This window comes from Campylobacter ureolyticus (genome assembly GCF_013372225.1).
GTDB lineage: Bacteria > Campylobacterota > Campylobacteria > Campylobacterales > Campylobacteraceae > Campylobacter_B > Campylobacter_B ureolyticus.
In genome coordinates this window covers 1,699,329-1,714,390 of record NZ_CP053832.1, presented here as the reverse complement: position 1 = coordinate 1,714,390, position 15,062 = coordinate 1,699,329, and the positions used below count along the sequence as shown (strand labels likewise).

Genomic DNA, 15,062 nt, shown 5'->3' with positions numbered 1-15,062 from the left:
TAAACTCCTTTTACTATGGGCTAAATTTACAAAACTATTCTATCATAAATTTTCTAAATCAATACATTAGCACAAAAAACCAAAGCGAAATTTTACTTCCAAATCTAACTATTTCACAACAAACTCATCAATTTTATTTGCAATATTTAATCTCTTCTAAGTAGGCATCGCAAAACTTTTTATCAACCAAAATATTTATAAAATCATAGCTGGGATTATCTATGTCACTTGTTGTAAAATTAACTCTATATCCACCAACAATAAAAAGTTCGTAATAGTACCTATCTCCGCAATATGCTAAGCTCATGCCCCTTTTTTCATTTTTTATGACTTTTTCTTCATTTTTAAAATATATTTCTTTATTTGCAAGCACTTTATGCATTATAGTTTTATTTGCTTCGTTGTAAATAGCTGGTTCAACTTTAAGACCCTCTTCTTTTGTGTAAAGTCCTATCCTATCAATTTTTTCTTTAAAAGGTGTTTTTCTTTCTAAACTGATGATGTAAGTGCCATAGTTTGGATTGTTAGATAGAGTTACAAATTTACTTCCTTTATCAAATTCTTCTTTGGCTAGTTTGTGGGATAACTCAATTTTACTATTAAGATTATTTGTCAAATTTAGTGCAAATTTTGCATAGTCTTCTATGTATTTAGTTTCTATATTGGGAGTGCCATTTTTACACTTTAAAGTGCCTTTTAGTTTTTGAAAAGGTGCAGCGATCAGCTCACTTCCCAAAAGAATCAAAATTTTTGCTGTAAAATTCACAAGAAATTCAGCACAACCAGTTAAAGTTGTAAGTGCGATAATTCCAATAAGAAGTGATTTTATCTTTTTCACTTTATCTCATTAGCTTTTTAACTTCGCGTAATTTTGGCGATATTGTCTAAATTCTTTAATAGTGGTAAATTTATTATTGTATCTTATAGCAAAACTTTTTCTTCCACTTGGATAAACTCTTATATATAATTCAGTTGGATTTCCTACGGTTTTAAAATATTTTCTATCTTTTACTGGTAATTCTCTAATATCTTTGTCGCTTAAATTTATCTTGCCTACATTAGCCATTTTGTGTCCTTTTTTGCTTAAAGGTTACATTATAGGTTACATAATTATTTGTAGATATTATAGCATATTAGCACTTATTTAAAAACATATGCTTAGTTAAAAACCCTATTTTAGGCATTTTGTGATAAAAAATGGAAGTTTGAAATATGTAAGTGGTGGGTTCACTAGGACTCGAACCTAGGACCATCCGGTTATGAGCCGGATGCTCTAACCAACTGAGCTATGAACCCACTTGTAAAATAAAGAACCGTAATTATACACAATTAAAACTTTAATTTTCCTAAATTTTTTTATTTATGTGAAAATTATTATTATAGCATCCAAAAAATTTTAAAAATTGCAATATTCTAAATGCTAAGAAAGTATAAATTTCAAATTTGATATAATAAAATATATCTAAATTTAGGAATTGTATGAACTTAGCACTTGATTTTCGACCAAAAAATATAGATGAAATTTGCGGACAAAAGCACATAATAGCCAAAGATAAAGCTCTTTATGCTTTGATAAAAACTGGCAAAATTCCGCATATTATGTTGTTTGGACCAGCGGGAAGTGGAAAAACAACTCTTGCAAAAGTTATAGCAAATGAGCTTGATACAAGTTTTTATGAGCTTGATGGAAGTAGTTTAAAGGTTGAAGATATTAGAAAAATATTAAATTTACATAAAAACTCACTTATTAAACCAGTTATTTTTATAGATGAGGTTCATCGCCTTTCTAAAACACAGCAAGAAATATTGCTTATACCAATGGAAAACAGTGAAGCAACAATAATTGGTGCCAGTACAGAAAACCCATACTTTGTGCTAAGCAGTGGAATTAGATCTAGATCTATGCTTTTTGAATTTAAACCCCTAACAAGTAGTGATCTAGATGAGCTTTTGCAAAGGGTGCAAAACAAACTTAAATTTAGTATTGAAAATGATGCAAAAACCTATCTCCTAAACTCAAGCGGAGGAGATGCAAGAGCAATGCTTAATTTGCTTGATTTTGCGTTAGAAATTTCAAAAAATATCTCCTTAAAAACATTAAAAGAGTTAAGAGCTTTTCCATTAAAAGATGGCGTTAGTAGTGATGATACACATTATAATCTAGCAAGTGCTTTGATAAAAAGTTTAAGGGGAAGCGATATTGATGCTAGTATTTACTATCTTGCAAGACTTATTGATGGTGGTGAGAGTGCTGATTTTATCGCAAGACGACTTGTTATCTTTGCAAGTGAGGATATATCAAATGCAAATCCAAGTGCATTAAATTTGGCCACAAATACACTTTTGGCTGTTTCAAAGATAGGATATCCTGAGGCTAGGATAATTTTATCTCAATGTGTTGTATATTTGGCTAGTTCTCCAAAGTCAAACTCAAGCTATAAAGCAATAAATGAAGCTTTAAAATATATTAAAAATAACCCAAAACTAAATGTTCCAAAGTATCTTATAAACACAGATCCAGCTATAAAGAACTACTTATATCCGCATGATTTTGGTGGGTTTGTGGATCAAGATTATCTAGAAATTCCACTTAAATTTTACTTCTCAAATGACATTGGTTTTGAAAAAACTCTAAATTTATGGCATAAAAAAGTTACGAAAAAATTAAATGATTAACAAAAGGTAAAAATATAGGAGTTTAAATAACAACTTTAAGTTAAACTTAAATCATAATAAGCTAGAATAATAGTTGTTCTTTTATCGTAAAAAAGACAAATCGGTAAATTTAAAAGGAAGAAAAATGAGCGATATTATCGCATATAAATTAAATGGAAATATTATAGACACTCTTAGTGTGGATGAAAACGAAAAAGGCTTAGAGCCAATATATTTTGACAACTCAAAAGAAGCATTAGAGGTTATTAGACACTCCTGTGCTCATCTTATGGCAGAAGCCATTTTAGAGCTTTATCCGGATGCAAAATTTTTTGTAGGACCAGCTATTGAAGATGGATTTTATTATGATTTTAGAGCTTTTAAAGAAGACGGTAGCAAAATTGGTGAAGCTGATTTAAAAGAAATAGAAAAAAAGATGAAAAGCCTCATTGAAAAAAAGGCTGATTTTATAAAAACAAACTCAACAAAAACTGAGGTTAGTGCTAAATTTAAAAGTGATGATTTAAAACAAGAAGTTTTAAAAAGAATACCTGATGGCGTTGTAAGTATTTATTCACAAGGCAAATTTGAGGACATTTGTAGAGGACCGCATGTTCCAAATACAAAATATTTAAGATTTTTTAAACTTACTAGGGTTGCTGGTGCATATTTGGGTGGTGATGAAAAACGTGAAATGCTTACAAGAATTTACGGGGTTGCATTTGCCGATAAAGAAAGCTTAAATGAGCATTTAAAAATGCTTGAAGAAGCAAAAAAGAGAGATCATAGAAAACTTGGCAACGAAATGAAGCTTTTTACATTTGATGAAGAGGTTGGAGCCGGGCTTGCTATATGGCTTCCAAATGGTGCAAGAATGCGCTCAAAACTTGAAAAAGCTTTGTTTAAAATTCATAGAGATAGGGGCTATGAGCCAGTTAGAGGACCGGAAATTCTAAAAGCCGATGCTTGGAAAACCTCAGGCCATTACGATAACTATAAAGAAAATATGTATTTTACTAAAATTGATGAGCAAGAATATGGGATAAAGCCTATGAATTGTGTAGGACATATCAAAGTTTATCAAAGTGAAATTAGATCTTATCGTGATTTACCACTTAAATTTTTTGAATACGGAGTAGTTCATAGGCATGAAAAAAGTGGCGTTATGCACGGACTTTTTAGAGTTAGAGAATTTACTCAAGATGATGCTCATATATTTTGTGCTCCAAATCAAATAAAAGAAAATGTGCTTGAAATTTTAAATTTTGTTGAAAATATAATGAAAACTTTCAATTTTGACTATGAAATGGAAATTTCAACTAGGCCAGATAAGGCAATAGGCGATGAAAAAGTATGGGAAGTAGCAACAAACGCATTAAAAGAAGCACTTGATGAAAATGGCTATAAATACGGCATAGATGAAGGTGGTGGCGCATTTTATGGACCAAAAATTGATATTAAAATAACCGATGCTTTAAAAAGAAAATGGCAGTGTGGAACAATTCAGGTTGATTTTAATTTACCTGAAAGATTTGATTTAGCATATATTGATGAAAATAATGAAAAACAACAACCTGTAATGCTTCATAGAGCAATTTTAGGAAGCTTTGAAAGATTTATAGGAATTTTAATTGAGCATACCGCAGGTGAGCTTCCATTTTTTATAGCACCAACTGGTGTGGCAATAGTTCCTATAAATGATAAGCATTTTGATTATGCAAAAAAAATAGCTTTAGAGCTTAGAAAACTTGAAGTTGATAGTGAAATTTTAAGTAAAAATGAAACTTTAAACAAAAGAATAAGAACAGCTGAAAAAGCTCACATTCCTTATATTTTAGTAATAGGCGATGAAGAGGTTGAAAAAAATAGTGTTGCTCTTAGAGATAGAAGAGCTAGAACTCAAAGCAATTTAAGCTTTGATGAGTTTATTAAATTTATAAAGGAAAAACTTGATGAGGTGCACTTTTGAGTAAGGAAAAGATGGTTTATCTAAATGAAGATATTCGTGCAAAAGAGGTTAGATGTGTTGGAGATGATGGCGAGAATTACGGAGTCATATCAAAAGATGAGGCTTTAGACTTAGCAAACAAACAAGGTCTTGATTTAGTGCTAATAGCTCCTGATGCAAAACCACCAGTTTGTAAGATTATGGATTATGGTAAATTTAGATACCAGCAAGAAAAAAAGCAAAAAGAAGCTAAGAAAAAACAAAAAGTTATTGAGATTAAAGAGATAAAACTATCGGCTAAAATAGCACAAAATGATATAAACTATAAGATAAAGCACGCTATGAACTTTTTAGAGGGTGGAAAGCATGTTAGATTTCGTGTATTTTTAAAAGGACGAGAGATGGCAAACCCTGAAGTTGGTGTTGAGCTTTTAAACGATGTTTACAACTCAATAAGCGATATTTGTGATAAAGACAGTGAGCCAAAATTTGAAGGAAGATACGTAAATATGCTTGTTGTTCCTAAAAAATAAGCCTTTTTAAAGGCTTATTTTTACACAATAAATAATATGATGCTAAAAGCTACTTTATATTATTTGTTTTTAGGATTTGGTATATGTTTTTATAAAATATGTTTATTGTTAATTGTATAGAATTTCTTAGAGTATTTTAATTTTTAAATGTTTTTATAAGTTGGGATTAAATGGTGACCCCTACGAGAATTGAACTCGTGTTACCGCCGTGAAAGGGCGATGTCCTAACCGCTAGACGAAGGGGCCACGCTTTAAAATAAATGAAATGTAATTATACTTTAATTTAACTTAAAGGCTACTTAAAAATGAATAAAATTTTAAAAATATTTTTTCTTATTTGTATTATTGTGTTTGGTGGATGTGCCACAAAGAATTTAACTAAACAAAACGGCGTTCTTTTTACTATGGTTAGTCCAGATTTTAAATTTAGCGATGCAGGTTTTATCAAAACTAGCAACAAATCAACCGAGCTTCAAATTTATAGCAGTGGTGTTAATATATTAAAAATTAGTATAAAAGATAAAATTTGTTATAACGGTGTTTGTAAAGATGAGATAGAATTTAACAAAAGTTTTTTAAAAATGCCGTATTATAAAGGTTTTTTTGCTGAAATTTTAGGAAAAAAACCTATTTATAATGGAAGAGATTTGGTTAAAACAGATTGTGGATTTGATCAAAATTTAAGCAATGCAATATATCAAATTTGTGATAATAAGGTCTATTTTAAAAACCAAAAAGGCATAAAAATTATAATTAAGGAGATTAATTGAAAAGAATTGGAGCGCATGTAAGTGCAGCTGGTGGAGTAGAAAATGCACCTTTAAATGCTCTTGAGATAGGAGCTGATGCCTTTGCCTTATTTGTAAAAAATCAAAGACAATGGAATGCAAAAGCCCTTGAAATTGAAAGCATAAATAAATTTGATGAGAATTTAAAACTTGCAAATATTAAAAAAGGACATATTTTACCACATAATAGTTATCTTATAAATTTGGGTCATCCAGATGCTGAAAAAAGAAAAAAATCAATTAATGCTTTTATAGACGAGATTAATAGAGCAAATTTGCTTGGATTAAAGATGATAAATTTTCATCCAGGCTCACACTTAAGAGAAATTTCAGAAAATGAATGCTTAGAAAATATTTCAAATTCTATAAATTTTATTATTGCAAATACAAGTGATGTTAAGCTAGTCATTGAAAATACAGCTGGACAGGGTTCAAATTTGGGATATAAGCTTGAACATTTAGCGTATTTAATGGATAAAACACAAAATAAAAAAAGAATTGGCGTTTGTATTGATACTTGTCATTTCTTTGCTGGTGGGTATGATCTTCGTTCAAAAGAAAGTTATAAAAAAACAATGAGTGAGTTTGATAAGTTGGTTGGATATAAGTATTTAAGCGGTATGCATTTAAATGATAGTAAAAATAGTCTTGGTATAAAAAAAGATCGTCATGAAAGCATCGGAAAAGGCACTTTGGGGCTTGAGGCATTTGAAAATATCATGAGAGATGAAAACATAGATGAAATTCCTCTTATTTTAGAGACTATAAATCCTGAAATTTGGGCTGATGAAATAAAACTTTTAAGGCAAATGTGCTAAAATTTCAACTAGTATTTAAAAAAATAAAAGGAAAAATTTGAAATATTTAATAGATTTTTTGCAAAAACCTGCTTCAAAAACTCAGATTTATTCTTTATTAAAACTTAATGAAAACGAGACAAAGATACTTCAGTTTTTAACAAAAAACTATATTGAGGGCTCACCAATAAATAGTGTTTTTAGTGTCTTGTCAACTGCTTTTGAGGAAAGTGGTTATGGCTTTTTAATATATCTTGATGAGATAAAAAATTTATTAAATTTAGGATATATTACACAAAATATTAATATGTTTTCAAAAAGCAAACAAAACACAAAACTATCGCTTTTGCACAGTGAAATCGAATTAAGCGAATATTTTTTGTCTGTTTTAGAGTGCGGTATAACCAAAACAACGCTCCCTGAAATAACCAAATATGATGATGAGCTTAAATATTTGGAAGATCAGTTTTTACTCGTGAATTTATATAAAAAAAAGTTAAATTCACAAAGTAAAGATATAAGAATGAAACTTGATGAAAAAATAGAAAAACTTACAAATATAATCACTCAAAGAGTAAATTTAACTAAGACAAATTTAAGCGTTGAACAACTTTTTAAAAAACATTCATTAAGCCAAGAAGAAAAAATCATATTTTTAGTGCTTTTAAAGGAAGAATATTCAAACGAGGATGAAATATTAAAAGATTCTAATACTCTTATTTCAATGATTAGTAAAGATGAGATGCATAAGTTAAAAAATAGAACTTTATTAGAAGAAAATGCAAAATTAATGAGTTTGGGGCTGATAGATTATGATGAAATTTTAGGAGCTACTTCTATAAATAAAAGCTATTTTATTTGTGAAGATGTGCTTTATAGCATAATGCATCCACAAAAAAATGATAAAAAAACAAAAAAAGCAATGCTTGAAAATATGGTAAAAGAAAGCGAAATTTTTGAGCTTATTGAGCCAAATACGGATATTGATGATGTTGTCTTAAATCCAAAAATTAAAGTTGTTTTAAATTCTATTTTAAAACAACTTGATAAAGATGTTATAAATAAACTTAGTAGTTGGGGCATAAAGACAAAAAAAGGAATCGATGCTAAAATTATTTTTTACGGACCTGCTGGAACTGGTAAAACAATGAGTGCTTTAAGTTTGGCAAAAAGTCTAAAAAAGCAAGTTTTAAGTTTTGACTGTTCAAAAATTTTATCAAAATATGTTGGCGAAAGTGAACAAAATGTAAGAAAAATTTTTGATACTTATAAAAGCATTTGTAATGAGGCAAAAATTGAGCCTGTGCTTTTATTAAATGAGGCTGATCAATTTTTATCAAGTAGAATGGAAAGCGGAACAAGTAGTGCAGATAAAATGCACAATCAAATGCAAAATATTTTTTTAGAGCAAATTGAGAGATTTGAAGGTGTTTTAATAGCTACAACAAATTTCTTACAAAGCTTAGATAGTGCCTTTTCAAGAAGATTTGATTTTAAAATAGAATTTAAAAAACCTAATTTTAATGAAAGACTTATAATTTGGCAAAAAATAATGCCAGAAAATGCAAATTTTGAAGAGAACTTTAGCTTGAATGAGCTTGCTAAATTTGAACTTAGTGGAGCACAAATAACTCTTGTTTTAAAAAATACAGCATTAAAGGTGGCTGTTAGAGAAGATGATGTTTTTACCTTAAAAGATTTTATTGATGAGATCAAAAAAGAACAAATTTCAGCTTTTGATAGTGATAAAAAAGTAGGTTTATTGTAAATTTAAAAAATAAATGAAAATAGTAAAATTTGTAAAAAGGAGAAATTATGGAATATATAGAAAATATTATGCAAAATAGATATTCATGCAGAAATTTTAAAGATGAAAAGATAAAAGATGGAGTTATAAATGAAATTTTAGATCTCACTCGTCTAACTCCAAGCTCTTTGGCACTTGAGCCGTGGAAATTTGTAGTTATATCAAAAGATGATGATATTAAAAAAATGGGTGAAATTTGCCTTAATCAACCACAAGTATCAAGTTGCTCCCATATAGTTGTCATAACTGCTAGAACTGATTTGCAAAGCAAGGATGAGTATTTAAAACACATTGTTTATAGCAAAAACAAAGGTGAAGATAAGGCAATTAAATTTTTAAAAATGGTTTCATCAAAAACTGATTTAATGACTAAGGATGAACTTTTTAATTACGCATCACTTCAGTGCTATATGGCTTTGTCAAATTTGGTAAATATTGCTTATTCAAAAAGAGTTAAAAGTTGTATAATAGGTGGATTTGACAAAGAAAAATTAACTAAATTTTTAAATTTACCAAATGAGCTTAGGCCTTGTATTGTTGTAGCTTTAGGTCTAAGCGATGAAAAAAGTACTCCAAAAATTAGACAAAGCTTGGATGAAGTTGCTATTTGGAAATAAAATAAAACGCTTTAAGGTGCCTTTTGGCACCTTGCTTGGTTATTGTAGCAATTAAAATTTTAGTATTTTTCTTTCCAAGGATGCTTTAAAATCACTAAAATGTAGATATTATATTTTAAAATTTCAAAAAGCATCACATTTTTACAAATAAGTTTCCTTATAAGTTCATTATTTTATGCTTGGCGCTTTTAATTTGCAGCTAATTTTTTAGCTTTAAATTTTTTTCTTTAAATTAAAACAATATGGATAATTAAGGATAGGTAGTGGTGGCCCCGACTGGACTTGAACCAACGACCACCACCATGTCAAGGTGGTGCTCTACCAACTGAGCTACGAGACCACAAATTTAAGCCAAAATTATATCAAGTTATTATAAATTTGAACTTTAAAATATATTTTTGCTTATTTTAATTAAAAAATATAGTTAAAATTTGAGTGCACTGATGACACTCAAATTTAATTTTTTGCTTTTTTTGGACTTCCGTCTGGGTTGTTGCCAACTATTTTGGCAGCAAAATATCCAACTACACCTGACACTAAAGAACCACATAAAATAGCTAGCTTGTCAGTCCCATGATAGAGAAGAATTGAATTTTCTCCGTATGCTAGTCCATCAACGAATAAACTCATTGTAAAACCAATGCCACAAATTATGGCTATAGCATAGAGTTGTTTCCAATTTGCTTTTTCAGGCATATAGGCAAAGCCTGCTTTTATTATAATAAAGCTAAATAAAAATATTCCTATCTGTTTTCCTACAAAAAGCCCTAGGAAAATTCCCATAGGCACTGTTCCAAAAACGTGACTTGCATCAAGTCCGTGCATGCTAACTCCAGCGTTTACAAAAGCAAAAAGAGGTAATATTATGTAATTTACTGGTAGTCCTAAGGTTTGCTCCATTTCTTTTGACATCGAGTTACCTTTTTTTGTATAAAGAGGTATGGTAAATGCAGCTACAACACCTGCAATGCTTGCATGAATGCCTGAGTTTAAGACAAAAAACCAAAGGATTAATGAAAGAATTACATATGGTGTTTTGTTGCTTACGCCAAGTTTATTTATGAAAATTAAAGCTCCAACTATCATGAAAGAAAGTAAAAGGTATAAAAAGCTTAAATCACCAGTATAGAAAAGTGCAATTATGACAATAGCACATAAGTCATCCATTATAGCCAGAGTTAAAACAAATATTTTAAGACTTGATGGAATTCTTCTTCCAAGAAGTGCTAAAACTCCAACTGCAAAGGCGATATCAGTAGCTGTTGGTATAGCCCAGCCATGGATAGCATGATTTTGTGCATTTAAATTTATTATAACAAATACCAATGCAGGAAACACTACACCACCAAGAGCTGCAAAAACAGGAAGTAAAACTTGAGAAAAATGTTTTAGTTGTCCTTCTAACATCTCTCTTTTTAGTTCAAGCCCAATTGCAAAGAAAAATAAAGCCATCAAAGCATCATTTATCCAAAAGTGCATACTTCCTAAGATATTAAAAGACGGTATTGTAAAAGGGGTAAAATGAACAAACCAATTATAAAGTTTATCAAGACCTGGGATATTTGCAAAAACAAGTGCTAAAAATGCCGCAAATAGTAGTAGCATCCCAGCTCCGCTTTCTGAGGAGATTAATCTGTCTATAAGTTTTTTCATCAATAAGCCTTTTAATTGTATTTAATGTTACATTTTAATAGATAAAAGCATAAAATACAATAAATTAAAGAAGTTTTAAAGGTTTTTTTATATCGGTATAACATTTAGTAACAAAAAGCATAAAGCAAATATTGTGCTTTATGCTTGATATTTTATTTTATAACGCCACAAACCATTCTTGCACCGCCACCGCCAAGTTTAGCAGGGTTGTCGCTATGGTTATCTCCGCCTACATGAACCATTATAGAATGGCCTTTAAGTTCGTTTATATTTTTGATTTTTGGAGCTAAAACTGGGTAATTTGCAACTCCATTTTTGTCAACATAAAGAGCTGGTAAATCACCCTTATGACCACTATCATCCCATGCAAATGAGTGTTTTTTTGTATCGTTTGGATCCCAGTGACCACCAGCTTTCATGCCAAGACCTTTATCTGTTGCACCACAATCAGCATTTACATGAATATGAAATCCATGCATGCCACCTTCTCCTAAGCCACTCATATTTGGAAATAGTGCAACTCCATAGTTTGTATTTATAGCTACAACTTCACCAACTTTTTTATCTCCGTTTTCATCAAGCATATTCATCTCAACAACAATATGCTCGACACTTTTTGGATTAAATTCATTTATCATATTTGCATCGCTATCATGATGATGTTCGTTTGCAAAAAGCATGGTTGAAGCCACAAGGCTTGCTAAAATAATTTTTTTCATTTTTTCTCCTTATTTTCTAAATTTAATAAATTTTATCATTTAATATTTAACAAATAGTTTAATTACAAAATGAAAAATGCAATTACAACTATTGATATAAACATTCCAAGAGCTGTTCTTTTAGCAAGTTCAACTGGATTTGCTAGAGCTAAACCCGCACAAACTATACAAGCTCCTGCAATTGGTGAACTTCCTCTACCAAGTGCCCCTGCAATTGATGCTGCCATACCAAGCTTGTCTTGTTCAAATCCAAGCTGAATTGCTTGAGAGGTAATTGCTTCATTAAATGCAAAAGTTGCCGCATCACCAGAACCTGTTATAATTCCCATAAGGTAAGGTATAAATGTTCCACCAAATTTTACATAATTTTGTTCGCTTTTTAAAAGTTCGATTATAAAATCAATTGCTCCGCAAGCTGTAAGACCAGCGACAAAAACTCCAGCTGCAATGATAATGCCTATAACATTTGCATAAGCACTTCCCATTCCATTAAAAAATTCTTTTACGATAGTTTGAGGATTTGTCATGGTGACAAAAATTGATAAAACCCCACCTATAAGCATTGCTTCTGCGACTCCCATTTTTGTCCAAGCTAAAAATGGAACTTTGTTTAGGCTAGTTCCTCCAATTATTAAAATTACAAGCGGAACAAGGGGCATTAAGGCGTATAAATAATTTACTTTTAAATCTTTTGTATTTTTTTCTTCAATTCCAGTTTCTATAAGATAGTTTTTACCTTTTGAATAGTCTTTAAAAACAAATGCCATTAGTGTTATACAAACCAAAACTATTCCTAATGCCACAAACGCACTTGGCATTTGAACCTTTATAACATCTTGAACTGTATATGCTGTATTACCACTTTTTACAACCATTTCTGTAACAAAGATATTGTGGGCATTTCCAGGGCTTAAAACCGAGCCAAAAACTCCAGCAAAAACAGCAGCTCCAGCCATCGCAGGTCTAACTCCTGAAGCCATTAAAAGTGGTATTAATGTGGCTCCAACGGCAGCTGAACATCCAGCAGCTGATGGAATGGCTATGTTTATCATATAGGTTAAAAGTGTAACCATTGGAATTAGGAAAAAACCGATATTTCCAAGAGGTTTTGTAAGAGCATTTACAAGATGTTGATCACATTTTGTGAATTTCATAACAAAAGCAAAACCCATTGAGGCACAAATCGCCTTTATAAGTCCTGCTTTTGTCATAGATGCGGTAAATGCGGTAAATGCATCCATTGGTTTAAAACAAAGCACACATAAAATAAGTCCAACACCAATTAGCGCAGTTCTAGTTTCTACCTTCTTAATCAACAAAACAACAACTGCAATTATTCCAACAATTGCGAGAATCAATCTTAAATCTTCCATAAAATATCCTTAAATTTTTATCTTTTCACCAAGTTTTACAGTGGCAACATCTTTTTTGTATTCAAATTTTAGTGCGTCGCAATGACCTATAAGTTCGGCCTCATTGCCATTTATTAAAAAACCAGTTCCCTCAGGTAGAGCATAAATTATCTCGTTTTGATTTGCTATTAAAAACTCATTTAGCCTAGTTTCTCTACTTTCGCCATTATGTCCTTTTATTTGGCCGCTTATAAAATGAGGATTTATTTGATATGGGAATAAATTTAATGTTTTAAAGCTTTTTGGCATAATGATAGGCATATCATTTGTTGTCATCATGGTTTTTCCAGCTATATTTGCTCCTGCACTCCAGCCAAAATATTTTGTTCCATTTTTTACTGCATTTTGAATTTCTTCCAATAGGTCAAATTCATAAATTTTTGCCATTAACATAAATGTATTTCCACCACCAACGCAGATTGACTTTGCATTTTTTATAGCTTTTTTCATATCGCTGTAGCGGTGAATGCTTTTTATGTTTTGATTTTCTAATGCATCCCTAACTCTTTTTTCATATTCATCATTTGTTCGAGTAACTCCTGCAAATGGGATAAATAAAATTTCCTCATCCCAGTCTTTTCCTAGAAATTCTTTTATCCAACCTTTTGAATGGTTTAAATATCCTGTATCTTTATAGCCTGATGCGCTTAAAAGTAAAGCTTTCATTTTTTTTAATCCTTATTTATTTTCGTTTTTATTTATTGCATATGCACTTCTTACAAAAACATCAATTCCAGCTAAAAGAGAGTCTTCATCAAAGTCAAATTTAGCATTATGGTGACCTGCTTTTAATGTTGTTCCTATCATTAAATATGAGCTTTTTCCACCTTGATTTTGAACTGCGTGCATAAAATGAGCAAAATCTTCACACGCTCCAAAGCTAAGCTCATTTTCTATTTTATCATTATCGATAAATGGACTTTGTTTAGCTGCGTTTTCATAAATTTGTGCAACTTCATAATCGCTATCTCCACCACTTGTTCCACCTGTGACTTTTACTTCGTATTTTACGCCATAAATTTCACTAACACCTTTAATTATTTTATCGCATTCGTTTTTCATAAACTCATTAAGCTCTGTTGTTTCACCTCTTGTTTCGCATGCAAGATAGGCATTTGGTGCGATTACATTTCTTCCCTCTCCAGCTTTTAAAACACCAACATTTATGCGTGTTACTCCTTTTGCGTTGCGCGTAATGCCGTGCATATTAAGTGCCATTTGAGCAGCCGCTAAAAGCGCGTTATTCCCCTCTTGTGGTGCTCCTGCTGCGTGAGCTGATTTACCAGTTAAAATAACATCAAATTTAGTTGTTGCAAGAAGTTTGTCAGTTTTGCAAATTATACCTTTCATTGTAGTTGCTTGAAAGCCAATATGTCCACCAAGTAAATAATCTACATCTTTTACAACTCCTGCTTTTTCCATACCAACTGCACCACGAGTACCTTCTTCTGCTGTTTGGAAAATAAATCTAAATTTGCCTTGAAATTTGTCTAAATTTTCAGCGATTAGTTTAGCTGTATAAAGTCCGATTGTGATATGTCCATCGTGCCCGCAAGCATGAGTAATGCCCTCAATATCTGAGCGAAATCCCTCTTTAAAAGGACGGTGGCTTTCATCCTTGCATTCAGTTACATCAACGCCGTCAATGTCAAATCTAAAAGCCACAAGTTTTCCAGGTCTTTTAGTATCAATTTCTGCAACAAGTCCAGTTAAGCCATCTTCCATGGCGCCCAGATATTTAGCTTGTTCGTCATTTAGAAGTGATTTTGCTCTTTTAAGGTACTTTTCGCAGTCCTCCTTAGAGCCAAGTCCTTGTCTAGCATCTGGATCTACAACTTCTCTACCAAGCTTTACATCATAGCCCATTTTTGCCATTTTATCAGCAATCACAGCTGTTGTAAAAAATGTAAACCAACCAGTTTCTGGATGAGAGTGAAAATATCTCCTTGTTTTTACAATCTCATCTTTTAAATCCATTATTCTTTGTGAAATTTGATCCATTTTATCTCCTTTAATATGATCTAAATATTATTATTTTTATTTTGTTTAAATTTAAAAATTTATAGATTTTTAGTTTTATAATATTTTTATAAGTTATAAGCATACAGCTATTTAGCTTTGAAAAGATAGTAA

At 30.9% G+C, this 15,062-nt stretch carries 14 protein-coding genes and 3 tRNA genes; 7 read left to right on the top strand and 10 right to left on the bottom strand.

Features of this window, described 5'->3' with window-relative positions; all coding sequences use genetic code 11:
• Nucleotides 1-133 precede the first annotated feature (133 nt).
• From CURT_RS08770 to CURT_RS08760, 3 genes are all read right to left on the bottom strand, one after another.
• On the bottom strand, nt 134-838 hold the full coding sequence (locus CURT_RS08770; RefSeq protein ID WP_018713870.1) for a hypothetical protein: 705 nt from the start codon (nt 836-838) through the stop codon (nt 134-136).
• Nucleotides 839-847: 9 nt separating this feature from the next.
• Nucleotides 848-1,066, bottom strand: a complete 219-nt coding sequence (locus CURT_RS08765; protein ID WP_018713869.1) for an Arm DNA-binding domain-containing protein — start codon at nt 1,064-1,066, stop codon at nt 848-850.
• A gap of 153 nt (nt 1,067-1,219) precedes the next feature.
• Nucleotides 1,220-1,296, bottom strand: a tRNA-Ile gene (locus CURT_RS08760).
• Nucleotides 1,297-1,479: 183 nt separating this feature from the next.
• On the opposite strand from CURT_RS08760, the gene CURT_RS08755 reads away from it, so the two are divergent.
• The 3 genes from CURT_RS08755 to infC all read left to right on the top strand — a co-directional run bounded on the left by CURT_RS08755 (nt 1,480) and on the right by infC (nt 5,136).
• The gene (locus tag CURT_RS08755; RefSeq protein ID WP_018713868.1) at nt 1,480-2,676 is read left to right on the top strand and encodes a replication-associated recombination protein A; all 1,197 of its coding nucleotides are present in this window, start codon (nt 1,480-1,482) and stop codon (nt 2,674-2,676) included.
• A gap of 124 nt (nt 2,677-2,800) precedes the next feature.
• On the top strand, nt 2,801-4,624 hold the full coding sequence (gene thrS / locus CURT_RS08750; RefSeq protein WP_018713867.1) for a threonine--tRNA ligase: 1,824 nt from the start codon (nt 2,801-2,803) through the stop codon (nt 4,622-4,624).
• Nucleotides 4,621-5,136 carry a translation initiation factor IF-3 gene (infC, locus tag CURT_RS08745; RefSeq protein WP_026320363.1) on the top strand — a complete coding sequence of 172 codons (516 nt, stop codon included), beginning with the start codon at nt 4,621-4,623 and terminating at the stop codon, nt 5,134-5,136. Before thrS ends, infC begins: the two co-directional genes overlap by 4 nt.
• A 171-nt stretch (nt 5,137-5,307) precedes the next feature.
• Here the strand turns inward: infC and CURT_RS08740 are convergent.
• Nucleotides 5,308-5,382 (bottom strand) — tRNA-Glu (locus CURT_RS08740).
• A 59-nt stretch (nt 5,383-5,441) separates the two neighbouring features.
• Between CURT_RS08740 and CURT_RS08735 the strand changes: the two genes are divergently transcribed.
• Genes CURT_RS08735 through CURT_RS08720 form a run of 4 tightly spaced genes read left to right on the top strand, consistent with a single transcriptional unit; the run spans nt 5,442 to nt 9,145 of the window.
• Complete coding sequence (locus CURT_RS08735; protein WP_018713865.1) at nt 5,442-5,906, top strand: hypothetical protein; 465 nt, start codon at nt 5,442-5,444, stop codon at nt 5,904-5,906.
• Nucleotides 5,903-6,742 carry a deoxyribonuclease IV gene (gene nfo, locus CURT_RS08730; protein ID WP_018713864.1) on the top strand — a complete coding sequence of 280 codons (840 nt, stop codon included), beginning with the start codon at nt 5,903-5,905 and terminating at the stop codon, nt 6,740-6,742. Before CURT_RS08735 ends, nfo begins: the two co-directional genes overlap by 4 nt.
• A 37-nt stretch (nt 6,743-6,779) precedes the next feature.
• Nucleotides 6,780-8,489, top strand: a complete 1,710-nt coding sequence (locus tag CURT_RS08725; protein WP_018713863.1) for an ATP-binding protein — start codon at nt 6,780-6,782, stop codon at nt 8,487-8,489.
• Nucleotides 8,490-8,536: 47 nt separating this feature from the next.
• Complete coding sequence (locus CURT_RS08720; protein ID WP_018713862.1) at nt 8,537-9,145, top strand: nitroreductase family protein; 609 nt, start codon at nt 8,537-8,539, stop codon at nt 9,143-9,145.
• 264 nt (nt 9,146-9,409) lie between these two features.
• On the opposite strand, the gene CURT_RS08715 is transcribed toward CURT_RS08720, so the two are convergent.
• From CURT_RS08715 to CURT_RS08690, 6 genes are all read right to left on the bottom strand, one after another.
• Nucleotides 9,410-9,485 (bottom strand) — tRNA-Val (locus tag CURT_RS08715).
• A gap of 116 nt (nt 9,486-9,601) precedes the next feature.
• Nucleotides 9,602-10,798, bottom strand: coding sequence for a Na+/H+ antiporter NhaA (gene nhaA, locus CURT_RS08710; protein ID WP_018713861.1), 1,197 nt, complete (start codon nt 10,796-10,798; stop codon nt 9,602-9,604).
• Between the two features lie 152 nt (nt 10,799-10,950).
• Entirely contained in the window at nt 10,951-11,517 is a 567-nt protein-coding gene (locus CURT_RS08705; RefSeq protein ID WP_018713860.1) for a superoxide dismutase family protein, read from the bottom strand.
• Nucleotides 11,518-11,579: 62 nt separating this feature from the next.
• Nucleotides 11,580-12,890, bottom strand: a complete 1,311-nt coding sequence (dcuC, locus tag CURT_RS08700) for a C4-dicarboxylate transporter DcuC (protein ID WP_018713859.1) — start codon at nt 12,888-12,890, stop codon at nt 11,580-11,582.
• Nucleotides 12,891-12,899: 9 nt separating this feature from the next.
• Nucleotides 12,900-13,595, bottom strand: a complete 696-nt coding sequence (pepE, locus tag CURT_RS08695; RefSeq protein ID WP_016646457.1) for a dipeptidase PepE — start codon at nt 13,593-13,595, stop codon at nt 12,900-12,902.
• 12 nt (nt 13,596-13,607) lie between these two features.
• Nucleotides 13,608-14,930 carry an amidohydrolase gene (locus CURT_RS08690; protein ID WP_018713858.1) on the bottom strand — a complete coding sequence of 441 codons (1,323 nt, stop codon included), beginning with the start codon at nt 14,928-14,930 and terminating at the stop codon, nt 13,608-13,610.
• Nucleotides 14,931-15,062 lie beyond the last annotated feature (132 nt).

Coding starts and splice junctions, on each gene's coding strand:
- CURT_RS08765 (WP_018713869.1), bottom strand. CDS start 1,066: ATGGCTAATGTAGGCAAGATAAATTTAAGCGACAAAGATATTAGAGAA.
- CURT_RS08755 (WP_018713868.1), top strand. CDS start 1,480: ATGAACTTAGCACTTGATTTTCGACCAAAAAATATAGATGAAATTTGC.
- thrS (WP_018713867.1), top strand. CDS start 2,801: ATGAGCGATATTATCGCATATAAATTAAATGGAAATATTATAGACACT.
- CURT_RS08735 (WP_018713865.1), top strand. CDS start 5,442: ATGAATAAAATTTTAAAAATATTTTTTCTTATTTGTATTATTGTGTTT.
- CURT_RS08720 (WP_018713862.1), top strand. CDS start 8,537: ATGGAATATATAGAAAATATTATGCAAAATAGATATTCATGCAGAAAT.
- nhaA (WP_018713861.1), bottom strand. CDS start 10,798: ATGAAAAAACTTATAGACAGATTAATCTCCTCAGAAAGCGGAGCTGGG.
- CURT_RS08705 (WP_018713860.1), bottom strand. CDS start 11,517: ATGAAAAAAATTATTTTAGCAAGCCTTGTGGCTTCAACCATGCTTTTT.
- dcuC (WP_018713859.1), bottom strand. CDS start 12,890: ATGGAAGATTTAAGATTGATTCTCGCAATTGTTGGAATAATTGCAGTT.
- pepE (WP_016646457.1), bottom strand. CDS start 13,595: ATGAAAGCTTTACTTTTAAGCGCATCAGGCTATAAAGATACAGGATAT.
- CURT_RS08690 (WP_018713858.1), bottom strand. CDS start 14,930: ATGGATCAAATTTCACAAAGAATAATGGATTTAAAAGATGAGATTGTA.